At 64.5% G+C, this 20,284-nt stretch carries 22 protein-coding genes; 14 read left to right on the forward strand and 8 right to left on the reverse strand.

From position 1 onward, the window contains the following. Nucleotides 1–26 precede the first annotated feature (26 nt). Nucleotides 27–287 carry a PsiF family protein gene (locus B5525_RS15660; protein ID WP_079573420.1) on the reverse strand — a complete coding sequence of 87 codons (261 nt, stop codon included), beginning with the start codon at nt 285–287 and terminating at the stop codon, nt 27–29. Between the two features lie 193 nt (nt 288–480). Between B5525_RS15660 and B5525_RS15665 the strand changes: the two genes are divergently transcribed. The 6 genes from B5525_RS15665 (at nt 481) to B5525_RS15690 (ending at nt 4,554) form a co-directional block, all read left to right on the forward strand. Beyond that, nucleotides 481–972 carry a hypothetical protein gene (locus B5525_RS15665; RefSeq protein WP_079566804.1) on the forward strand — a complete coding sequence of 164 codons (492 nt, stop codon included), beginning with the start codon at nt 481–483 and terminating at the stop codon, nt 970–972. Nucleotides 973–1,373: 401 nt separating this feature from the next. Continuing rightward, nucleotides 1,374–1,637, forward strand: a complete 264-nt coding sequence (locus B5525_RS15670; protein WP_244567913.1) for a hypothetical protein — start codon at nt 1,374–1,376, stop codon at nt 1,635–1,637. Nucleotides 1,638–1,839: 202 nt separating this feature from the next. Continuing rightward, a complete protein-coding gene (locus B5525_RS15675; RefSeq protein ID WP_079573424.1) occupies nt 1,840–2,226 on the forward strand; it encodes a CidA/LrgA family protein in 387 nt (128 codons plus the stop codon). Beyond that, complete coding sequence (locus tag B5525_RS15680) at nt 2,223–2,945, forward strand: LrgB family protein (protein WP_079566805.1); 723 nt, start codon at nt 2,223–2,225, stop codon at nt 2,943–2,945. The genes B5525_RS15675 and B5525_RS15680 overlap by 4 nt, the downstream gene beginning before the upstream one ends. Nucleotides 2,946–3,056: 111 nt before the next feature. Then, nucleotides 3,057–3,851 (forward strand): sulfite exporter TauE/SafE family protein, encoded by a 795-nt coding sequence (locus B5525_RS15685; protein ID WP_079573426.1) that lies wholly within the window; start codon nt 3,057–3,059, stop codon nt 3,849–3,851. 25 nt (nt 3,852–3,876) lie between these two features. Continuing rightward, nucleotides 3,877–4,554 carry a DsbA family protein gene (locus B5525_RS15690; RefSeq protein ID WP_079573428.1) on the forward strand — a complete coding sequence of 226 codons (678 nt, stop codon included), beginning with the start codon at nt 3,877–3,879 and terminating at the stop codon, nt 4,552–4,554. Between the two features lie 123 nt (nt 4,555–4,677). On the opposite strand, the gene B5525_RS15695 is transcribed toward B5525_RS15690, so the two are convergent. The 3 genes from B5525_RS15695 to B5525_RS15705 form a co-directional block, all read right to left on the reverse strand. Then, nucleotides 4,678–4,884, reverse strand: a complete 207-nt coding sequence (locus B5525_RS15695; protein ID WP_079566806.1) for a hypothetical protein — start codon at nt 4,882–4,884, stop codon at nt 4,678–4,680. A gap of 107 nt (nt 4,885–4,991) precedes the next feature. Then, entirely contained in the window at nt 4,992–5,852 is an 861-nt protein-coding gene (locus B5525_RS15700) for a hypothetical protein (protein WP_079566807.1), read from the reverse strand. 9 nt (nt 5,853–5,861) lie between these two features. Next, complete coding sequence (locus tag B5525_RS15705) at nt 5,862–7,220, reverse strand: hypothetical protein (protein ID WP_079566808.1); 1,359 nt, start codon at nt 7,218–7,220, stop codon at nt 5,862–5,864. A 166-nt stretch (nt 7,221–7,386) separates the two neighbouring features. Here B5525_RS15705 and B5525_RS15710 point away from each other — a divergent pair, with 166 nt between their 5' ends. After that, a complete protein-coding gene (locus B5525_RS15710) occupies nt 7,387–8,127 on the forward strand; it encodes an SDR family oxidoreductase (RefSeq protein ID WP_079566809.1) in 741 nt (246 codons plus the stop codon). A 3-nt stretch (nt 8,128–8,130) separates the two neighbouring features. Here B5525_RS15710 and B5525_RS15715 read toward each other — a convergent pair whose 3' ends face one another. The 3 genes from B5525_RS15715 to greA form a co-directional block, all read right to left on the reverse strand. Then, complete coding sequence (locus B5525_RS15715) at nt 8,131–9,204, reverse strand: phospholipase (RefSeq protein WP_079566810.1); 1,074 nt, start codon at nt 9,202–9,204, stop codon at nt 8,131–8,133. A 126-nt stretch (nt 9,205–9,330) separates the two neighbouring features. Then, the gene (locus B5525_RS15720; protein ID WP_079566811.1) at nt 9,331–10,302 is read right to left on the reverse strand and encodes a S1C family serine protease; all 972 of its coding nucleotides are present in this window, start codon (nt 10,300–10,302) and stop codon (nt 9,331–9,333) included. A gap of 317 nt (nt 10,303–10,619) precedes the next feature. Next, a complete protein-coding gene (gene greA, locus B5525_RS15725; RefSeq protein WP_079566812.1) occupies nt 10,620–11,084 on the reverse strand; it encodes a transcription elongation factor GreA in 465 nt (154 codons plus the stop codon). 116 nt (nt 11,085–11,200) lie between these two features. Between greA and B5525_RS15730 the strand changes: the two genes are divergently transcribed. The 7 genes from B5525_RS15730 (at nt 11,201) to B5525_RS15760 (ending at nt 19,156) form a co-directional block, all read left to right on the forward strand. Then, a complete protein-coding gene (locus B5525_RS15730; RefSeq protein WP_079566813.1) occupies nt 11,201–11,623 on the forward strand; it encodes a DUF1810 domain-containing protein in 423 nt (140 codons plus the stop codon). Between the two features lie 172 nt (nt 11,624–11,795). Next, nucleotides 11,796–13,214, forward strand: a complete 1,419-nt coding sequence (locus B5525_RS15735; RefSeq protein ID WP_079566814.1) for a M20 family metallopeptidase — start codon at nt 11,796–11,798, stop codon at nt 13,212–13,214. Between the two features lie 281 nt (nt 13,215–13,495). Then, on the forward strand, nt 13,496–15,286 hold the full coding sequence (locus B5525_RS15740) for a peptide ABC transporter substrate-binding protein (RefSeq protein WP_079573430.1): 1,791 nt from the start codon (nt 13,496–13,498) through the stop codon (nt 15,284–15,286). A 25-nt stretch (nt 15,287–15,311) separates the two neighbouring features. Next, the gene (locus B5525_RS15745) at nt 15,312–16,271 is read left to right on the forward strand and encodes an ABC transporter permease (protein WP_079566815.1); all 960 of its coding nucleotides are present in this window, start codon (nt 15,312–15,314) and stop codon (nt 16,269–16,271) included. After that, on the forward strand, nt 16,237–17,154 hold the full coding sequence (locus B5525_RS15750) for an ABC transporter permease (protein ID WP_079566816.1): 918 nt from the start codon (nt 16,237–16,239) through the stop codon (nt 17,152–17,154). Before B5525_RS15745 ends, B5525_RS15750 begins: the two co-directional genes overlap by 35 nt. Then, entirely contained in the window at nt 17,151–18,131 is a 981-nt protein-coding gene (locus B5525_RS15755) for an ABC transporter ATP-binding protein (RefSeq protein ID WP_154073834.1), read from the forward strand. The genes B5525_RS15750 and B5525_RS15755 overlap by 4 nt, the downstream gene beginning before the upstream one ends. Continuing rightward, on the forward strand, nt 18,128–19,156 hold the full coding sequence (locus tag B5525_RS15760) for an ABC transporter ATP-binding protein (RefSeq protein WP_079566818.1): 1,029 nt from the start codon (nt 18,128–18,130) through the stop codon (nt 19,154–19,156). The genes B5525_RS15755 and B5525_RS15760 overlap by 4 nt, the downstream gene beginning before the upstream one ends. A gap of 25 nt (nt 19,157–19,181) precedes the next feature. Here B5525_RS15760 and B5525_RS15765 read toward each other — a convergent pair whose 3' ends face one another. Further along, complete coding sequence (locus tag B5525_RS15765) at nt 19,182–20,093, reverse strand: RNA polymerase factor sigma-32 (RefSeq protein ID WP_079566819.1); 912 nt, start codon at nt 20,091–20,093, stop codon at nt 19,182–19,184. Nucleotides 20,094–20,284 lie beyond the last annotated feature (191 nt).

Genomic DNA, 20,284 nt, shown 5'->3' on the forward strand with positions numbered 1-20,284 from the left:
ATGGGGAGGCGAGGGTGCAGCCGCGGTTACGTCTTCGGCTTGGCCATCGCGTCCTTTGCCGCCTTCTTGCATTCGGACATGAATTTCTTGCGCTCCTTGCCGTGGAGGCTCTTGGCATCGGCGTCCTTCGAGCATTGCATCGATTCCGCGGACCGCGGCTTCTCGGCCTTCTTTTCCGTCTTTGCAGCCGGTGCGGGCGTCGCCGGCGCCGGGGTTTGTGCGAAGGCCGAGCTGATCAGGAACAGGGAGGCGATGGCGGTCGCGGCCACCCGGGAGGATATCGTCATCATGGGAGCACCTCAGGTTGAAGAGGAGGGCAACGTCGCGCCGCAATGCTGAACCGTGGATGAATGAAGTAGGGGGAAGCCGTATTTTCGCGGCACGATATTTTGGCGTGGCGATAAATCGCTCCGTTGTCAGGCGCGGTCACTGCGCTAGGATGGGGAACTTGCGGATCGTTCCGCCCCAGGGAGACCAAGGATGACCATTCAAGCAAAATTATTGTGCACCTTTGCCGTGGCGGGTTTTGCCGCGTTCGTCGCAACCGCGCCGGCGCAGGCCCTGACCGCGCAGGAGTGCAGTGCGAAATACCAGGCCGCCAAGACCGCCGGCACGCTCAACGGTCAGAAGTGGAATGATTTCCGCAAGGCCCAGTGCGGAGCCGACGCCGCCGCGGCGCCGGCCGCAGCTCCTGCGGCAGCACCCGCCGCACCGGCGGCGCCGAAAGAGGCCGAAGCCAAGCCGAAGAAGGAAGCCGCTCCCGCTGCGGCACCTGCCACGCCGGCCGGCCCTGCGGTATTCCCGAGCGCCGTGGATCCGAAATACGCCAAGGAAACCGCCGGCAAGGCCCGCATGCACACCTGCGTCGACCAGTACAACGCCAACAAGGCCACCAACGGCAATGGCGGCCTGAAATGGATCCAGAAGGGCGGCGGCTATTACAGCGAGTGCAACAAGAAGCTGAAGGGCTAAGCTAGGCGCCTTTCGACACGGCGGCAGGTCCGGGCGGTGCCTGGACCTGTCCGCCCGTAACAACGACGGGCTGAATTTTCACGAGGAGGGGCATGGGAAAGCTTGGCTGGAATATAGCTACATCGATCGGCCTTATCGCATTTTCCCAGACCGCCTCGGCGACAGCGGACAGTCGCGCGCCGGAGGTTGTTTCGGTTCATCGAAATGCAGCGCTGCCCGATCATTCGGCATACCTGCTCGCCCAGGCAGGCGGGCCCAAGGAATCTGCAACGACACCGCCGCTGGAGTCGAAGCAACCGCAAGACCAATCGTCTGCGGCAACTTCTTCGCCGCCCGCCGCGACGTCGACAGCCGAAGTCCCAAGGCCCGAACGAACCGTCCCGGGATGCGCCCTGAAATATATGGCGGCGGAACTGTCCGGCAAACTGAAGGGGCGCAAATGGAAGGAATTTCGCCAACAGGAGTGCGGAGCAAGCACCGTTGAGGTGGTATTTCCTGCGGCCGTCGCGCCGAAATACTCCGGCGATAGTCCGGAAAAAGCGCGGACACTTACGTGTGCGGATCAATTCAACGCCAACAAGGCGTCGAACGGCAATGGCGGCATGAAATGGATCGAAAAGGGCGGCGGTTACTACAGCGAGTGCGTCGTTCGCCTGAAGGGTTGAGTCGGCAGTAAAACTGGAAGGCCTGCGCGTCGGCCCGCTCCGGTGCGAGGCCCGGCGCCGAGACCCTGATCGAGACCATGACCGCAACCTTGATGGCGCTGCCGTGGCGCGGCTGAGAGCCCCGCGGAGGCGTGCTGCGCGGCGATTGACAAGCGCGTGCGGGAAACGCCTGATGCGCAAGTTCTCTGCGCGCAGGTCTTTGATGATCGCAAGTTTAAGCTTGATCCTGCTGTGCCAACTGGCCGGCGAAGTCTTTGTGCGCGCTCTCGCGCTGCCGATGCCGGGTCCGGTGGTCGGCCTCGTGCTGTTGCTGTCGCTATTGGTAGCGCGCGATCGTTTTGCCGTTCTCGCGCGCGGGCCGCTGCAGGGCGGCGGTGTGGAGAATGCCAGCCGCGGCCTGCTCGCGCATCTGTCGCTGTTGTTCGTTCCCGCCGGTGTCGGCGTCGTGCAGAAGCTCGATCTGATCGCAGCCCATGGCATCGCCATCGTCGTCGTGCTGCTGCTCTCCGTGGTGGTGACCCTGCTGGCGACGGTGGCGACGTTCCTGGTTGTGAGCCGGCTTACGGCGCACGGGCGGGGCGCGCCATGAGCGAAAATCCGTTCTCGCTGTGGGTCTATCTCTCGCAGTCGCCGCTGTTGTCGCTGACCGTGACGTTGCTGATTTACGCGGTCGCCGACGCGGTATCGCTTGCGACCCATCGGCACGCACTGGCCAATCCCGTGTTTCATTCGATGTGGATTATCGGGGCATTCCTGCTGCTCACCGGCACCTCCTACACGACCTATTTCGAGGGGGCGCAGTTCGTGCACTTCCTGCTCGGGCCGGCGACGGTGGCACTCGCCGTGCCGCTCTACGAGAACCGCAAGGCGGCGCTGGCGGCGATCCTGCCGATGCTGGCGGCGCTCGCGGTGGGCTCCGTGACCGCGATCGGCTCGGCGATGTTGCTGGCGGAGGCCGCAGGGCTGCCGCGCACCGTGGTGGTGTCGCTGGCGCCGAAGTCGGTCACGGCGGCCGTTGCGATGGGCATCAGCGAATCCCTGCATGCCGATCCGTCGCTGACGGCGGTCGCGGTCATCCTCACCGGCATCATGGGGGCGATGATCGTCACCCCCTTGATGAACCGGCTCGGCACCAGGGACCTCTGCGCCCGAGGATTCGCGGTCGGGATCGCGGCGCACGGTCTCGGCACCGCGCGGGCGTTCCAGGTCGATGCGGTCGCGGGCGTGTTCGCCAGCATCGGCATGAGTCTCAACGCGCTCGTGACCTCGCTATTGGTGCCGCTGGCGGTGACGCTGCTGGCGCGCTGATATCGATTGCAGTTTCGCGCCAACGCCGTCATAGAGATTTGCAGAAAATCATCTCAGAAAATCGCCTGGAATTCCCTGGGGGCCCGCCGTGCAAGTGATGTTACCGACTTGATGATCTCCGTGATGCAGGGCGTGCTCGGGCTGCTATCGGGCGCGCTGGTCGGATTTTCGCTGGGGCTGGTCGGCGGCGGCGGGTCGGTGCTGGCGGTGCCGCTGATGGTCTATGTGGTCGGCGTGCCCGACCCCCATGTCGCGATCGGCACCAGCGCCATCGCCGTGGCAACCAATGCCGCATTCAATCTGTCGAACCATGCGCGCGGCGGCACCGTGCGCTGGTCATGCGCGCTGACTTTCGCCGCCGCCGGCATCATCGGCGCCTTCGTCGGCTCGATCTTCGGCAAGATGCTCGACGGCCAGAAGCTGCTGGCACTGTTCGCGCTGGTGATGCTGGTGATCGCGGCGCTGATGCTGAAGACGCGGGCGCGGGTCGGGCTGCCCGACGTGCAGATGAGCTGGTCCAACATGCCCGCCATTGTCGGGCTGGGGCTCGCCACCGGAACCCTGTCCGGCTTCTTCGGCATCGGCGGCGGCTTCCTGATCGTGCCGGCGCTGATGCTGGCGACGGGCATGTCGATCCTGAACGCGGTATCCTCGTCGCTGGTCGCGGTGACCGCGTTCGGGCTGACGACGGCCGCCAGTTACGCCTGGTCCGCGCTGATTTCCTGGCAACTGGCGGGAATCTTCATCGCGGGCGGCATCGCCGGCGGATTGATCGGCACTCGGTCGGCGCGGCATCTCGCGGCGCGGCGCGGGGCGCTGAATGTCGTGTTTGCCGCTGTCATTATCGCGGTAGCGCTCTATATGTTGGTCCGCAGTTTGACCCCTATTCTGATGAGCGCGCCTTGAGCGCCGGCCCGGAGACCTTTGGATGATGAAATCGATCGATCCGGCGCCGCCGTATCAGGGACGCAGCCGGCGCGAGGCGCTTGGCCTGCTCGGCGCGGGCGCCGCCATGCTGGGCCTGGGGATCCTGCCACGCGCGGCGCTGGCGCAAAACAGCGACGAGACGGTGCTGACCGAAGCGTTGGTGCTGCGCGATCCAGATATTCCGGTGGCGGGCAATCCCAATGGCGACATCACGATCGTCGAGTATTTCGATTACCAATGTCCGTATTGCCGCAAGGTCGAGCCCGAACTGAAGCAGGTGGTGCATGACGACGGCAAGGTCAGGCTGGTGCAGAAGGACTGGCCGGTTCTGGGACCGGTCTCGGTCGTTGCTGCGCGGATGGCGTTGGCCTGCAGATACCAGGACAAATATCTTCAGGCCCATGACGCGCTGATCGGCGTCAACTCGAAGCTGACCGAGCCGCGCATCCGCGAACTGCTGGCCAGCGCCGGCATCGATGTCGACCGTGCCGCCCGCGACCTCGACACCAACGCCAAGGCGATCGACGCGGTTCTCGCGCGCAACAACGATCAGGCCAGCGCGTTCGGCTTCAACGGCACGCCGTCCTTCATCGTCGGCAAATTCCGCGTGCCGGGCGTGCTCACCATGGAGCAGTTCGGCATGGCCATCGCCGACGCGCGAAAAGCGGCCAAAAAGAAGTGAAGAAGAAATGAAGAGGAAATAGCGCAGACAAAGGCAGAACGCCCTCGCCGCAAGGCGAAGGCGCTTATTTGGCTGACCGGCTCGCGGATATTTTCGCGACGACCTGAGAGATTGTTTGAGAGACTACTTGGACGACAGCCGGATCCAGTCGTCGTGGGCGCGCGTCTTCAGCGCGTGCCAGTCGGAGGCGGCGACGTCCCAGTTAACGATGGTCCGATTGGCCTCGGCCACCTGGCCATTGGCGACGGTGGAGGTCTGCATCGAATCATAGGTGTAGACGCCTACGACCAGCAGCAGCGCCCCCAAGATCATTCCAAGAAAAACCCGCATGAGAACCTCCTGTGAACGCCAACAACGCGAACGGGGAAGGATGGTTCCATCCCGTTTTCGCGCCGGGCAGCCGGGAAAAGGTCAGCCCAGGTTAAAAATGTGTCTTGTTAAAGATGGGTCTTGGCCGGCGCTGGCGCAGCTGATGGCGCGGCAGCCGCCGTTGTCACGAGATTGAGCGATTTCAGCTCGTCCGGCTTGAACACAAACAGCCTGTCATGGGGTGTCTCCATGGCATGCACCCATACCTGCAGGCTGACGCCCATCTCGTCGAGATAGCGCTGGCAGCGCGCCGAGATATTTTGCGCCAGGCTCATCTCATCGCGCGGCGCTTGGTTGGCGGCCGACGGCATCGCCGTGACCTGATGCACGCCGATCGATGCCCTCTGGCCGGCGCGGCGCTCGACGCCGCCGGCGAACACCAGAGGACAGGATGAGACGCAGTATTTTCCCGCCTCGACCTCGGTTGCGAATTTCCGTTCGCGAATCAGCCGGCCCATGGCGAGCGCGTCGGCCACCGAACCGCCCGGCGAATTCAGCACCACGGTCTTGATGTAGTCGCCGTGTCTTCCGATCTCGGCAGCGAAGCTTTGCGAAATTCCTGGCGTGATACTGCCGGTCGCCAGCAATTTGCCGCCGCCGACTAGTTCGAACGTCATCGGTTGCGCGAGTGCGCTGTCGGGCTGTGGCAGCGGCATCAGGCGCTTGTCGCCGCCCGGCAGCAGCGGCGACAGGATCGATGGCACCAGGCTGGGAAGGTTCAGCGTCGGTGAATCTTCCCTCACCTCGGCTGGCGCTGCGGCGCCGCGATCTGGTATCGCGATCCAGCCCTGCATGCTGGCGAGGTCGACCGCGAGGACGGTGATCGTGACCGCCAGCGTGCAGCGGAAAATCCAGCGCAAGATGGCCTCGTCGGCGCTACCCGCCAGCCAGGCATGAAAGCGTTGCCCCGGGCTCAAAGACTGCGACATCGGCGGAGACTATTTGGTGAGCCGCGCGGACGGCAGCGAGGTGACATTCTCGTCCGCCGCCGCAGCCGCGGGATCCGCGGCCGGTGGTTTGCCGTCGTCGACCTGCACCTCGCCCGGCGCGGTCTTCAGCCGCGCTTCCTCGACCTCGCGCGCCATCTGCATCGCCGACACCAGTTCGCCGACGGTCATGTTCGACGCGCTGACCGCCGGAAGCCCCTCGCGCCGGATCGCGGCGTGCACCACGCACAGGATCAGCACGAGTACTGCCGGCATCAGGTCGATCGATATCGCACCGGCCCAGCTCGGAATGAAATCGCCGGCATAGCGCAACACCGCTTCGGCCGGTGACAGCGTCTGGAACCTGATCGGTTCGACCCGCGGTGTCGCCAGGATCTTGTCCGCGGCATCCGAGAGCGACGCTGCTTGCGCGCCGATCGAGCTCTCGACCTTGCCGACCACCGCGGTCTGGCGATCCGCCAGATCGGCGGTGCGGCCGCCGGCGGCGGGCGCAATGAAGCTCGACGACAGCGATGTCGCCGCGCGTTTGACCGCGGGCGCCACGGAGGTCTGCTGCAGATTGGCGATCACGCCCATCAGCGCCAGCGATTCCGTTGCGAATGCATCGCTGCGCGTTGCGATTGGTCCGCGATCGCTGATCAGTTCGCGCATCCTGGCCAGACTCTTGCTGCCTTGGTCGTAGAGAGCCGAGACACGCTTGCCGGAAGCCTGGACTTCCTGGCCGAGACTGTCGAGCTGCCCCGACATCTGCGTCAGAAGCTGGACGACGGTGCCGGAGCCCGAGGTGCCCGTCAGCGAGCCGGCGCGTTCGGCATCGGCGAGCTTTGCGAAGCGCGACGACGCCAGCTGGATATCCGGCAACAGCCCCTGGGCGGCGATGGCGTCGGTATTGGCGGTATCGAGATCGCGGGTGTAATCCTGCACCGTGGTGGCGAGATGCTGCTGGATAGCGGCGGCGCCGGCCAGTGCCGACGCATTCAGCCAGGACGACATCGCCACGATCATCAGGGAGCCGAGCAGCATGCAGCCGAACATCAGGCTGCGGCCGGTGCGATGGGTCACATGCGGCATGAACTGCATCAGGAAGACCCAGAACGTGTAAATGCCGACCGACACTGCGACCGAGTAGATCACCGCGGCGAAGAACACCGTGGTCGGGCTGCCGTTGAGCAATTCGCGGACGCCGAGATAGGTGTAGACGCCGGCTGCCAGCGCGAGGATCGCGGTGGTCAGCTTCAGCGTCACTTCGAGGCGTGCGACGCCCTTCGAAAGCCACACCGACGCAGACGCGCGGGAAGGCAGGGTTTGAGAAGGCAAACTTTGGGAGGCAGGGGCAGTATTCGAGGGCATGGTGTGGTTTCCGCGCTGACCAGCGCCCCCGCTTCTCTTTACCTTTCTGGAGAAAAATTCGGACGAGATTATGTCGCATGTGCCCAATCATCAGGCGTCACAAAGGCTTGAAACGGACGTGAGCCGTGCATCAATGAAGGGTGCCTTACTGCGTCAAGGAGAAGACATGACCGACAAGACCAGCAAAGTTGCGATCGTCACCGGCGCCTCGCGCGGTATCGGCGCCGCGGTGGCGGAACGCCTCGCGACCGACGGCTTCACCGTCGTCATCAACTATTCCGCCAATGCAAAATCCGCCGAGACACTCGCCCGTAAGATCGAGGGCAAAGGCGGCCGCGCGCTCGCCGTCAAGGCCGACGTCGCCGATGCCGGCGCGGTCCGCGGCATGTTCGACGCCGCGCAAGCCGCGTTCGGCGGCGTCGACGTGCTCGTCAACAATGCCGGCATCATGACGCTTGCCAGGATCGCCGACAGTGACGACGCGCTGTTCGACCGGCAGATCGCGGTCAATCTCAAGGGCAGCTTCAATGCGATGCGCGAGGCCGGCAAGCGGCTGCGCGACGGCGGCCGGATCGTCAATTTCTCCACCAGCGTGGTCGGGACCAAGCTGGAAACCTACGGGGTCTATGCCGCCACCAAATCGGCGATCGAGACCATGACGGCGATCCTGTCCAAGGAAATGCGCGGCCGCAACATCACGGTCAACGCGCTGGCGCCGGGCCCGACCTCGACCGACCTGTTTCTCGAGGGCAAGTCACCCGAACTGGTCGAGCGCATGGCGAAGATGAATCCGCTGGAGCGGCTCGGCACGCCCGAGGACATCGCTGCCGTGGTCGCATTCCTGGTCGGTCCCGACGGCGGATGGGTCAACGGCCAGGTGCTGCGTGCTAATGGCGGCATGGTCTGACCATCATCCTTTGCCGCTCAGCCAGTTCAGGATCGGCGCGTTCATCTCGCGTGGATAGCAATGGCTGAGATCGTCGAGTTCCCGGTAGGTGACATCGGCGCCGGCCGCCGCCAGCGCGTCGCGGGTCTGCCGCGCGACCTGCACCGGAAACATCCAGTCGAGCCGGCCGTGCACAAGATAGACCGGCAGGCCGCGCAATCTTCCCCCGTCGGCCATCTCCGCCATCAGCGGATGGAAGGTGGCGGAGACCGGCGCCAGATGGGTGAAGGGCGAGGCGCTCTCAAGTCCGGTGACGTAGCAGAACGTGCCGCCGTCACTCATGCCGGTCAGCAGCAGTCTTGCCGGATCGACGTTCCAGCGGCTGCACACGGCGCCGAGAATGCGGCCGAGGTTTGCAGTGTCGTCGTCATCGCCCATCAGGGCCCAGGTATTGCCGGTCGCTGTCGGCGCCACCAGGATGGCGCCCTGGCTGCGCGCCTCGCGCAGCCAGCTCCACAGGAAGCCGCGGCCGTTGCCGCTGCCGCCATGCAGCGCCATCACCAGCGGCCAGGCGCGGTCGGGCGTGTAATATTCCGGCACATACAGTGAGAAGCCGCCGCGGCTGCCGGGTTCGTTGTGGTCGTGAAAGATCCCGGTGTTTTCGGCTGCCGGTTCCGCGAGGCGCGCCAGCAGGGTTGCATCCTCGCGCAGGGCGGGATCGACAAAAAACTCGCTCACCGGCGGCAATCTTGCCCCGAGCGGATAAAGCGCCTCCTGCGCGCGGGGGGCGTGACGCAGTGCGCGAAACACCGCGATCAGATCGCCATTGCCGTTCTGGACCTCGCGCAATCCCGCGAACGCCTTGAGCGCCGCGTCGCTGGCGGCTTCGAGCGCGGTCCGGATGCTGGCGTACGGTTCGGGCCAGCCGGCGAGGCGCGGACGAACCGCCTGCAAGGCTTGGTCCGGCTCGCCCGCGGCCATCATGACCGCGGCGAATTCCGGCGGGTTCAGATGACGGGCGACAAAAGCGAGCGCCTCGAGCGACTGCAACAGCGGCGGCAGCACGGCCACGATGTCGTCGACCACGGCCTCGCTCATTGCCCGTCCCCCGCGTGTGCGATTCCATAGCGTTTTCGAGCGAAGTGGATACCGGTTCGCGTGAAGAAAACGCGTCAGATAAAGCAAATGGAGATCGGTTCTGATGCCGTCAGAACCGGTCAGGCCCTAGTGCAGCTGCGGGCCCTTCAGCAGCCTGGAGCGGTCGGTCGAGGTCAGCGTTACGTCGAAGGTGACGCCGTCATGATAGACGGTGAGCGGGACGTCGACGCCTGCCGGCCCGAGTGCCCAGAGTTTGCGGTAGAAGCCGGTTTGACTGGAGACCTTCTCGCCCTTCACTGCCAGGATGACGTCCCCGGCCTTGAGTTCGGCGCGCGCCGCGGGCCCCTTGGCGGAGATGCCGATCACCACCACCCTGTTGTCGATCTCGGTCGAGTACATTCCGAGCCAGGGCCGCGCCGGCTTGTTGACGCGGCCGAATTTTCGCAAATCGTCGAGCACCGGTGTCAACAGATCGATCGGCACGATCATGTTGACGTGCTCGCCCTTGCCGTCGCGTTCGCGTTCAAGCTGCAGCGAACCGATCCCGATCAGTTCGCCGCGGGTCGAGATCAGCCCGGTGCCGCCCCAATTGGGATGCGCCGGATAGGTGAAGATCGCCTCGTTCAGGAAATATTCCCAGTAACCGGCGAACTCCTGCTTGGCGGCGATCTGGCAGGCGACCGAGCGGGTGCGTCCGCCGGCGCCGCCCACCACGACAGGGTCGCCGAGCTGGGTGGCGCGGGAGGAGCCGAGCGGCAACGGATCGAGATCGATGCGGCCAAGCGCCTGCACCAGGCCGAAGCCGCTCTCGAAATCGATGCCGAGCACGTGGCCTGCCACGACGCGGCCGTCGCCGAGATGCAGCCAGACCGACTCGGCTTCGGTGATCAAATAGCCGATGGTCAGCACTAGCCCGTCGTCGATCACGACGCCATTGCCGGCGCGCTCGGTGCCCAGCGTGTCCGCGCTGAAGGCGTCCGCGGGGATGATCGAATGCAGCCCAACCACCGAGGAAAGCACCCGGTCGAGATCGAAACTGTAGTCGCCCGGGCGCGGCTGATTGGCCGGCGGCACTTTCCATTCAGTCAAAGAGGGCATGGAGACTCTCCTGGCCTGCCGGTGCGCTATACCCCGCAAATTTGAGCGAACTGCGGCGCGCCAACCGATAACGATCTTATGTCGCAAACGGCGGTCGCGAAAGTCTCGATCAGCCTGGACTCACATACATTGCCCGCGCCGCCGGCTCGCCCTTAAAGCCGGAAATACCATTTCGCACAGGAGGTGTTTTTCACCGCATGCCGATTGAGGTCGGGGCGCCATCCGTCCACCACACCGGACCGGGCTCGCCGAGTTCACGCTTGATGAGATCGATCACGCGATGCGCGGCGGCCTGTTCGACTGGGTCGTCTGACTTGTCACTGGATGCGGATGATCTCGGCTTCGCCGGCGCCGGCGGCGACGACATCGCCGACGCGTTTGCCGAACATCGCCCGCGCCAGCGGCGAGATATGGGAGATGGAACCTTGCGCGGGATTGGCCTCGTCCTCGCCGACGATCCGGAACGTCTGCTCCCGGCCGTCGTCGCGCAGGATCGTCACCGAAGCGCCGAACCGCACTTCGGACGAGTCCGAGGGGGCGGGGACGACGCGCGCGGTGGCGCGCCGCACGGTCCAATAGCGAAGCTCCCGGCGCGCGGCCGCGAGTGCGGCGCGATCGGCCGTCGCCTGCGCATCGGCGTAGGCTTCGCCGGCGGTGGCCAGCGCCTGTTCGATCCGTGCGAGGCCTGTCTCGGTCACATCATTGGGATGCTCCGAGATCGGCCGATCCGGCAGATCGTCGAGGTAATCGGTGTCCTGCTCCTTAACGAAGGCTCGGCTCATGGTGGTGACCTGACAAGTTGCAAACGATGAGGAAAGGAACAATTATCGGACGGTTCCGTTCCTTCCCGAAGGCGGCTCGTCGGGCATGCGGGCCGGACCGAATCGAGGCCGGCACCATGACCGATCCTTTCGACCTCGCGCGCTTCGTCGATGCGCAGGCGCCGGTCTACGCCGCTGTCCTCGCAGAGCTGCGCCGGGGCCGGAAGCAAAGTCACTGGATGTGGTTCATCTTTCCCCAGTTTGCCGGCCTCGGGCTGAGCGCGATGGCGCAGCGTTTTGCGCTTCGCTCCCGCGAGGAGGCCGTGGCCTATCTCGGGCACAAGGTCTTGGGGCAAAGGCTGCGGGAATGCACCGTATTGGTCAATGCCGTCGAGGGCCGGACCATCCACGATATCCTCGGCAGTCCCGACGATCTCAAATTCCATTCGTCGATGACCCTGTTCGCCGCGGTGTCGCCCGAGCCGGAATTCGCCGAAGCCATCACGAAATTCTACGGCGGCACGCCGGACCGCAGGACGCTGGCGCTGCTCGGCGGCTGATGCCAGGGTGCGTATCGCCTTGTATCGCCTTGCGCAGCGAACCCCGATCCGTTGCCCTGCGACTGATCCGCCCTTCGTGCCGGCCGCATGGCTGGTGTCCCGGCCGGCGCTAGGCGAGGCCGAATGAAGCTGCTAACGATTTCGCTCTCGCATTTGGATCAGGGGCCCGTGGATGGACAACCGCAGTGACATTTGGCTTGGCGTTGACGCGATCAAGGCGAGTTTCATCGCCCTGAGCGACAGGGTCTGGGCGATGCCGGAAGTGTGCTACACCGAGGCGCGCTCCGCCGCCGAACATCTGGCCGAGCTGCGCCGCCAGGGTTACCGCATCACGGAGAATGTCGCGGACATCCCCACGGCCGTGATGGGCGAATGGGGTGAGGGCGGCCCGGTCATCGCTTTCCTCGGCGAATACGACGCGCTGCCCGGTCTCAGCCAGGAGGCGGGCGTGGCGGAGCCTCGCCCATTGGAGGCCGGAGGACATGGCCATGGCTGCGGCCATAATCTGCTTGGCTCGGCCGCGTTGCTCGCCGCCACGGCGGTGAAGGACTGGCTTACCGCAAACAAGGTGCCCGGGCGCGTGCGCTATTACGGCTGCCCCGCCGAGGAGGGCGGTGCCGCCAAAGCCTTCATGGTGCGCGCCGGGACCTTCGATGACGTCGATATCGCCATCACCTGGCACCCTTCCAGCTTCTGGGAGGTAGCGGTCACGCCTTCGCTGGCCAACACGCGCGCCGATTTCATCTTCACCGGCCGCACCTCGCATGCCGCGGCTTCGCCGCATCTCGGCCGCAGCGCGCTCGACGCGGTGGAACTGATGAATGTCGGTGTGAACTACATGCGCGAGCACATGCCCAGCGACGCCCGCGTTCATTACGCCTTGCTCGACACCGGCGGTATCGCGCCCAATGTGGTGCAGGCCCATGCCCGCGTGCGCTATTCCATCCGCGCCCGCGACCTGCCCGGCATGACCGAACTGGTGGGGCGTGTCCACAAGATCGCGCAAGGCGCGGCGCTGATGACGGAAACCAAAATGGAGATGCGGATCATTTCCGCCGTCTCCAATGCGCTGCACAACACGCCGCTCGAGGAGACGCTGCACCGGATCATGGAGGAACTCGGTCCCCCCCATTTCGACGAGGCAGACAAGGATTTCGCCACGAAAATCCGCGCGACGCTGACCGAAAAGGACATCGCCAGCGTCTACCACACCATCGGCATGGACCCCACCGACCGTCCGCTGGCCGATTTCCTCGTGCCGCTCGACGCCAAGCGCAACCCCCTGGTCGGCTCGACCGACGTGGGCGACGTGAGCTGGGTGGTCCCGACCGTTCAGGTCCACGCCCCGACGATCGCCATCGGCACCCCGCTGCACACCTGGCAGGTGGTCGCCCAGGGCAAAAGCCCGCACGCGCACAAGGCCATGGTGCAGGCCGCCAAGGCGATGGCGGGGCTGGGCGTCAAGGCGCTGACGGAGCCCGGCCTGATCGCCGCCGCCAAGGGCGACCTCAAGAAGCGCACGGCGCGGACGCCCTATGTCAGCCCTTTGCCGGACGATGTTGCACCGCCGCTGGACATGTCCCTGAACTGATCCTCAAGGCGGCTTGCGCGCGTCTTAAGTGCGTCTTGGGCGTGAGGTGGCGAACAAACTTTCAGCAATCCAGGGCGTGCTGGACCGCGCTTTGGCGCCCGAATACCGCTGGATTGCCGAAACGGTGGGCGCCTTTGCCCAAGCAACAACCAGAAAACCCTCCGCGTCTACACCGCAACAAGTTGACCTGCGGGGCGTTCGGTGTGCCATCTTCCCGGGGACATTTGACGCGGCTACCCTCCGGCCGCCCGCAAACCACACGCGAACCGCACGAGGCGACGATGCTGGACAATGAACTGCGAACCATGATCGACGGGGTGAAGGACGGCCGCATGGACCGCCGTGCCTTCATTGCGCGCATGATCGGTCTCGGCCTCACCGCGCCCATGGCCACCCAGCTTCTGGCCATCGGCGGCGTGGCCATGGCCCAGAGCCCGTCACCCTACAAGCCGACCAAGCGCGGCGGGGGCGGCCCGCTGAAGCTGCTCTGGTGGCAGGGGCCGACCCTGCTCAATCCGCACTTTGCCACCGGCACCAAGGACCAGGATGCTTCGCGCATCTTCTACGAGCCTTTCGCGAGCTGGGACGTGGACGGAAACCTCAATGCCATTCTCGCGGCCGAAATTCCGTCGATCCAGAACGGCGGTCTGTCCGCAGACGCCAAGTCGGTGACCTGGAAACTGAAGCCCGGCGTCAAATGGCACGACGGCAAGCCCTTCACCGCCGACGATGCCGTGTTCACCTGGCAATACGTCACGGATCCCGCCACTGCGGCGGTCAGCGTCGGCGTCTACCGCGACCTCACGGTGGAAAAGGTGGATGATCTTACGGTCCGTATCCTGTTCGACAAGCCGACCCCGTTCTGGGCCAACGCCTTCGTCGGGGCCTATGGCTGCATCCTCCCAAAACATCTGTTCGCCGACTACAAGGGCGACAAATCCCGCGACGCTCCGAACAACCTCAAACCCGTCGGCACCGGCGCCTACAAATTCGTCGAGTTCAAGCCCAGCGACCTCATCCGCGCCGAGCTCAACCCCGACTACCATATGCCGAACCGACCCTACTTCGACACATTCGAATTGAAGGGCGGCGGCGATGCGGTCTCCGCGGCGCGCGCCATCATCCAGACCGGCGAATATGATTATGCCTGGAACATGCAGGTGGAGGACGAGGTGTTGCTGCGCCTCGAAAAGGGCGGCAAGGGCAGGACCATCTATGCGGTCGGCGGCGATATCGAATTCATCGCCCTCAATTCCACCGATCCCAATACCGAGGTCGACGGCGAGCGGTCCTCGATGAAAACCAAGCACCCCCTGTTGTCCGATCCAGCCGTGCGCAAGGCGCTTGCGCTGCTGGTGGACCGCGAGGCCATCAAGAAAGTCATTTACGGCCGCGCCGGACGCGTCACGGCCAACTACCTTAACGGGCCGGAGAAGTTCGTCTCCAAGAACACCTCGTGGGAATTCAGCGTCGAAAAGGCGGCCAAGCTGCTCGACGAGGCCGGATGGAAACCGGGCGCGGACGGCATCCGCGAAAAGGATGGCAAGAAGCTGAAACTGCTTTACCAGACCTCGACCAACGGGCCGCGCCAGAAGACCCAGGCCATCGTCAAGCAAGCCTTCCAGAAGGCCGGAATCGACGTCGAACTGAAATCGGTCGTGGCCTCGGTGTTCTTTTCCTCCGATGTCGCCAATCCCGATACCTATGCCCATTTCTATGCCGATATCGAGATGTTCCAGATCCCGATGACCCAGCCAGACCCGGCCCAGCACATGCGCCGCTATCATTCGCGCTACGTCGCCACCAAGGAGAACAAGTGGCAGGGCACCAATTTCCCGCGCTGGGTCAATGCGGATTACGATGCGGCCGTCGACGCGGCCGAGAACGAAATTGATCCGGTCAAGCGTGCCGCGCTCTACATCAAGTGCAACGACCTGATGTGGCAGGAAACGGTGTTCGTTCCCGTCATGCACCGCGTCAAGGTCGGTGCCAGCGCCAACACGCTGCGCCCGGTGATGAGCGGCTGGGCCAACGATCTGGACAATCTGCAGGACTGGTATCGGGAGGAGTGAAGGAGCGCGAACAGAGTGTTGCCTCATGAGCCAGTACCTTCTGCGTCGCCTGCTGATCGCCATTCCGAGCCTGCTCGGCATTTCGCTGGTTCTGTTCGTCGTCCTCTCGCTTGCGCCCGGTGATCCCTTCTCGGAACTGGCCACCAATCCGAACGTGCCGCCCGAAGTGCGCCTCGCGCTTCGGGCCAAGTTCGGGCTCGACGATCCGATCTATCTTCGCTACCTGCACTGGCTCGCCGCCATGGCGCAGGGCGACTGGGGCTTTTCCTTTGTCAGCCGGATGAACGTCGACACGCTGATCCTGCAGCGGCTGCCGACCACGCTGTATGTGATCGGTTCCTCGCAGCTGCTGGCGTTGCTGATCGCGATCCCGGTCGGCGTCTATGCCGCCACCAGGCCCTATTCGGTGTTCGACCAGGCCGCCAACACGCTCGCCTTCATCGGCTTTTCGCTGCCGACCTTCTTCACCGGCATCCTGTTCATCCTGATCTTTTCGGTCAAGCTGGACTGGCTGCCGTTCGTCTATACGACCGACATCAAGGCGACCGGCATCGCCTGGTTTGGCGAACAGATCCGGCAGGCGATCATGCCGGTGATGGTGCTCGGCCTGTTCCAGGCGGCGTCGATGACGCGTTTCGTGCGCTCGGCCATGCTGGACGTGATCCGCCTCGATTACGTCATCACCGCCCGTTCCAAGGGCCTCGGGCAGGCCAGGGTCATCGTCAGGCATGTGATGCGCAACGCGATGATTCCGGTCGTCACGCTGATCGCGCTGCAGATCCCCGCGGTGTTCGGCGGCGCCATCGTCACCGAGCAGATCTTCCGCATTCCCGGCATCGGCTCGCTCTTGATTTCCTCCATTCTCGCCAACGACACGCCGGTCGTGATGGCCGTGACCTTCGTCTTCGCTTGCCTCGTGGTGCTCTTCAACCTCATTGCGGACCTTCTGTATGGCTGGCTTGACCCTCGCATCTCCCTCCGCTGAGCGGCGCACCTATTCGCCCTGGCGCGAGAGCTGGCGGCGTTATCGCCGCCACAAGCTCGCCGTGGTCAGCGCGATTCTGCTGCTTGTCCTGGTGTTGGCGGTGGTGTTCGGCCCCTTGCTGTGGCGCGTCTCCATCAACGACATCGATTTCAACGCGCGCCTCGAGGGGCCTTCGCTCGCCCATCCCTTCGGCACTGACGATCTGGGCCAGGATATCCTCGCCCGCATGATCTATGGCGGACGCATCTCGCTCGCCGTCGGCCTCGCCGCGATGATGGTCTCGGTGATCGTCGGCACGTTGATCGGCGCGCTCGCGGGCATGTCGCGCGGCGCGCTCGGTCATGCGCTGATGTGGCTCACCGACCTCTTCCTCTCGCTGCCGCAATTGCCGCTGCTGCTGCTGCTCATCTATCTGTTCCGCGACGGGCTCAAGGCCGTGTTCGGCCCCGAGGGCGGTATTTTCATCCTCATCGTGGTGGTGATCGGTGGACTGCGCTGGATGCCGGTCGCCCGCCTTGTGCGCGCCCAGTTCCTCTCGCTGCGCGAAAAGGAGTTCGTCGAGGCCGCCCGCGCGCTCGGCGCCAGCCGCGCCCGGCAGGTGGTGCGCCATATCCTGCCCAACGCGCTCGGACCGGTGATCATTGCCGGCACCATCGATGTCGCCGCCGCCATCATCGCCGAATCGACGCTGTCCTTTCTCGGGCTCGGCTTTCCGCCGGATACGCCGACCTGGGGGCGGCTGCTCTACGACGCCAAGGACTATCTCGACATTGCCGCTCATTGGGCGTTGTTTCCGGGCGCAGCCATCTTCATCGCGGTCGTGGCCATCAATTTCATCGGCGACGGATTGCGCGACGCGCTCGATGCGCGGCGGGTGATCTGATGGCGCTGCTCGAAATCAGGGGCCTGAAGACCCACTTCGCGACCGACGACGGCATTGTTCAGGCGGTCGACGGCGTCGACATCACGATCAACCGGGGCGAGACGCTCTGCGTGGTGGGGGAGTCCGGCTGCGGCAAGACCGTGACGGCGATGTCGATCCTGAAGCTGATCGCGATGCCGCCGGGCCGCATCGTCGAAGGCGAGATCATCTTCGAAGGCCGCGACCTCGTGCCCCTCACCAGCAACGATCTCGACGAGATCCGGGCCAAGGAGATCGGCTTCATCTTCCAGGAGCCGATGACCTCGCTCAATCCGGTGCTCACGATCGGCGAGCAGATCGCGGAAAGCCTGCGCCGCCATGAGGGCCTGCCGCAGAAGCAGGCGCTGGCCCGCACGGTGGAGATGCTGAAGCTGGTGCAGATTCCCAATGCGGAAGCGCGCGTGCATGATTATCCGCACCAGTTCTCCGGCGGCATGCGCCAGCGCGTCATGATCGCGATGGCGCTGGCCTGCCAGCCCAAGCTCGTCATCGCCGACGAGCCCACCACCGCGCTCGACGTCACCATCCAGGCGCAGATCCTCGATCTGTTGCAGGACATGAAGGAGCGCTTCGGCATGGCGGTGATGCTGATCACCCATGCCATGGGCGTGGTGGCGGAAACCGCGCAGCGCGTGGTGGTGATGTATGCCGGCAAGGTGGTCGAGGAGGCCACCGTCGACCGGCTGTTCGAACATCCCAGCCACCCCTATACGCAGGGTCTGATCCGCTCCATTCCGCGCATCGACCTCGTCAGCGAGCGCAAAATCCGGCTGGAGGCGATCGCCGGTACCGTGCCGAGCCTGATCAATCCCGCCCCCGGTTGCCGGTTCGCGCCGCGCTGCCGCTATGTCATGGGCGTCTGCACCGAAAGCGAGCCGCGGTTGCGCGAGATCGCGCCGGGCCATCGCATGGCCTGCCATCTGGGAGCGGCGCCATGAGCCTGCCTTTGACCAGCTTGCCTTTGACCAGCGAACCCCCAGCGAGCGAACCCTTGACGAGCGAACCGTTGCTGCGCGTTACCAATCTCAAGAAGCATTTTCCCATCCTGGGCGGCCTGTTGTCGCGCCAGATCGGGAGCGTCTATGCGGTGGACGGTGTGTCGTTCGCGGTCAATCGCGGCGAGACGCTGGGACTGGTCGGTGAATCCGGCTGCGGCAAGTCCACCACGGGCCGCTGCATCCTGCGCCTGATCGAGCCCAGCTCGGGCGAGGTCGCCTTTGACGGGCGGGACGTGCTCGGCCTCGGCGGCAACGACCTGCGCGTGCTGCGGCGCAAGATGCAGATCGTATTCCAGGACCCCTTTGCCTCGCTCAATCCGCGCATGACCGTGGGCGCGATCCTCGGTGAGGCGCTGACGATCCACAAGCTCGCCGCCTCGGCAGCCGACCGGGAGGAGCGCGTCGCGAGCCTGCTGGTCAAGGTCGGGCTGAAGGGCGAGCACATGCGCCGCTACCCGCACGAATTTTCCGGCGGCCAGCGCCAGCGCATCGTGATCGCGCGCGCGCTCGCGGTCGAGCCGGAACTCATCGTCTGCGACGAGCCGGTTTCGGCGCTCGACGTGTCGATCCAGGCGCAGGTGATCAATCTGCTGGAAGATCTGCAGAGCGAATTGAACCTCACTTATCTGTTCGTCGCTCACGATCTCTCCGTGGTCGAGCATATCTCCGACCGCGTGGCGGTGATGTATCTCGGCCGCATCGTCGAACTGGCCAAAGCCAGCGATCTCTACCGCAATCCCCAGCACCCCTATACCCAGGCGCTGTTGTCGGCCGTGCCGGTGCCGGATCCGAAGGTGAAGCGCAAGCGGATCCGCCTGCAAGGCGACGTGCCGAGTCCGATCAACCCGCCGAAAGGCTGTCATTTTCATACCCGCTGCCCCATTGCCGAGCCGCGCTGCCAGCAAACCGCGCCCGAACTGAAGCAGGGCAGCGACGGGCATTTCGTCGCCTGTCACCTGGTGTAAGGCGGGCCCGAAGAAAGAGCGTCGGTCACGGAGTCGGGCGCCTGCCCATGGCGCCGACTTGCTGATCGGCAACGACCGTCCGCAATTGAACGCTTCGGACCGCCCGGCAAATCTTTTCGAACGCCCGCGCTTCGATCTGCCGCACGCGCTCCCGCGAGATGCCAAGCTCTGATGCCAGGGCTTCCATTGGAATGGGATTCTCGGCCAGCTGACGCAACTCGAAGACGTATCGCTCCCGATCGCGGAGGGTCCTCAATGCGTCGCGCAGAGTCTTGCGGCGATATTCATGCTCGTCGTTCTCCGCGAGCACCCTTTCCTGATCGGGCGTCTCGTCCGGTAGGCGATCCTGCCACTCACCGGTCCGGTCCTCTTCCTGGGCCGTGGCGTTCAGGGACATGTCGCGTTCAAGACGCTGGTTCATGTAAACGACTTCGTGCTCCTTGACGCCAAGATGACCCGCGATGAGCTTGACCAGGTCGGGGGTCATGTCGCCGTCCCGGTCAGCGGCGACCCGGTTCTTCATCTGCCGCAACTTGAAGAAGAGCGTACGCTGGCTTCTCGTCTTGCCGATCTTGACCAGCGACCACGACCGCAGGATGTAGTCTCGGATCGCTGCCTTGATCCACCAGATTGCGTAGGTTGAAAATCTGAAGCCTTTCTCCGGATCGAAGCGATGGCCGGCCTGTATCAGCCCGATATTGCCCTCGGAAATCAGGTCGGAGAGCGGAAGCCCATAGCCACGATAGGTATGCGCGATGCTCACGACCAGTCGCAGATGACTGGTGAGAAGTTTGTGCAAGGCCCGGCCGTCGGCATTCTCGCGCCAGCTCCTCGCCGACACGCACTCCTCCTCTGCTTCGAGCAGCGGAAATCTTCTGATTTGCCTCAAGTAACGGCCAATGTTGGCCGTGGAATATCCATCGAACATCACGTTCATCTCTTGCGGGTTACTCAAGAACTGCCGCCGCACGGCGACCAACTCTCGCCTGTCTCGTTCAATGCTGCCGAAGCATGTGCGCTATCTATCGATTTCGGGCGGTACATAGTCCCGCTTATTGCCTGTTGCGACACTCACGACCGGCAGGCGCCCACATTCTCGTGCGAAGCTGCAACACACCTCATTCACGC

The organism is Bradyrhizobium erythrophlei (genome assembly GCF_900129505.1).
GTDB lineage: Bacteria > Pseudomonadota > Alphaproteobacteria > Rhizobiales > Xanthobacteraceae > Bradyrhizobium > Bradyrhizobium erythrophlei_D.

Bases quoted from the DNA above. Each gene is read 5' to 3' on its own strand.
- B5525_RS15660 (WP_079573420.1), bottom strand. From the start codon at position 287: ATGACGATATCCTCCCGGGTGGCCGCGACCGCCATCGCCTCCCTGTTC.
- B5525_RS15665 (WP_079566804.1), top strand. From the start codon at position 481: ATGACCATTCAAGCAAAATTATTGTGCACCTTTGCCGTGGCGGGTTTT.
- B5525_RS15670 (WP_244567913.1), top strand. From the start codon at position 1,374: ATGGCGGCGGAACTGTCCGGCAAACTGAAGGGGCGCAAATGGAAGGAA.
- B5525_RS15675 (WP_079573424.1), top strand. From the start codon at position 1,840: ATGATCGCAAGTTTAAGCTTGATCCTGCTGTGCCAACTGGCCGGCGAA.
- B5525_RS15680 (WP_079566805.1), top strand. From the start codon at position 2,223: ATGAGCGAAAATCCGTTCTCGCTGTGGGTCTATCTCTCGCAGTCGCCG.
- B5525_RS15685 (WP_079573426.1), top strand. From the start codon at position 3,057: ATGATCTCCGTGATGCAGGGCGTGCTCGGGCTGCTATCGGGCGCGCTG.
- B5525_RS15690 (WP_079573428.1), top strand. From the start codon at position 3,877: ATGAAATCGATCGATCCGGCGCCGCCGTATCAGGGACGCAGCCGGCGC.
- B5525_RS15695 (WP_079566806.1), bottom strand. From the start codon at position 4,884: ATGCGGGTTTTTCTTGGAATGATCTTGGGGGCGCTGCTGCTGGTCGTA.
- B5525_RS15700 (WP_079566807.1), bottom strand. From the start codon at position 5,852: ATGTCGCAGTCTTTGAGCCCGGGGCAACGCTTTCATGCCTGGCTGGCG.
- B5525_RS15705 (WP_079566808.1), bottom strand. From the start codon at position 7,220: ATGCCCTCGAATACTGCCCCTGCCTCCCAAAGTTTGCCTTCTCAAACC.
- B5525_RS15710 (WP_079566809.1), top strand. From the start codon at position 7,387: ATGACCGACAAGACCAGCAAAGTTGCGATCGTCACCGGCGCCTCGCGC.
- B5525_RS15715 (WP_079566810.1), bottom strand. From the start codon at position 9,204: ATGAGCGAGGCCGTGGTCGACGACATCGTGGCCGTGCTGCCGCCGCTG.
- B5525_RS15720 (WP_079566811.1), bottom strand. From the start codon at position 10,302: ATGCCCTCTTTGACTGAATGGAAAGTGCCGCCGGCCAATCAGCCGCGC.
- greA (WP_079566812.1), bottom strand. From the start codon at position 11,084: ATGAGCCGAGCCTTCGTTAAGGAGCAGGACACCGATTACCTCGACGAT.
- B5525_RS15730 (WP_079566813.1), top strand. From the start codon at position 11,201: ATGACCGATCCTTTCGACCTCGCGCGCTTCGTCGATGCGCAGGCGCCG.
- B5525_RS15735 (WP_079566814.1), top strand. From the start codon at position 11,796: ATGGACAACCGCAGTGACATTTGGCTTGGCGTTGACGCGATCAAGGCG.
- B5525_RS15740 (WP_079573430.1), top strand. From the start codon at position 13,496: ATGCTGGACAATGAACTGCGAACCATGATCGACGGGGTGAAGGACGGC.
- B5525_RS15745 (WP_079566815.1), top strand. From the start codon at position 15,312: ATGAGCCAGTACCTTCTGCGTCGCCTGCTGATCGCCATTCCGAGCCTG.
- B5525_RS15750 (WP_079566816.1), top strand. From the start codon at position 16,237: ATGGCTGGCTTGACCCTCGCATCTCCCTCCGCTGAGCGGCGCACCTAT.
- B5525_RS15760 (WP_079566818.1), top strand. From the start codon at position 18,128: ATGAGCCTGCCTTTGACCAGCTTGCCTTTGACCAGCGAACCCCCAGCG.
- B5525_RS15765 (WP_079566819.1), bottom strand. From the start codon at position 20,093: ATGAACGTGATGTTCGATGGATATTCCACGGCCAACATTGGCCGTTAC.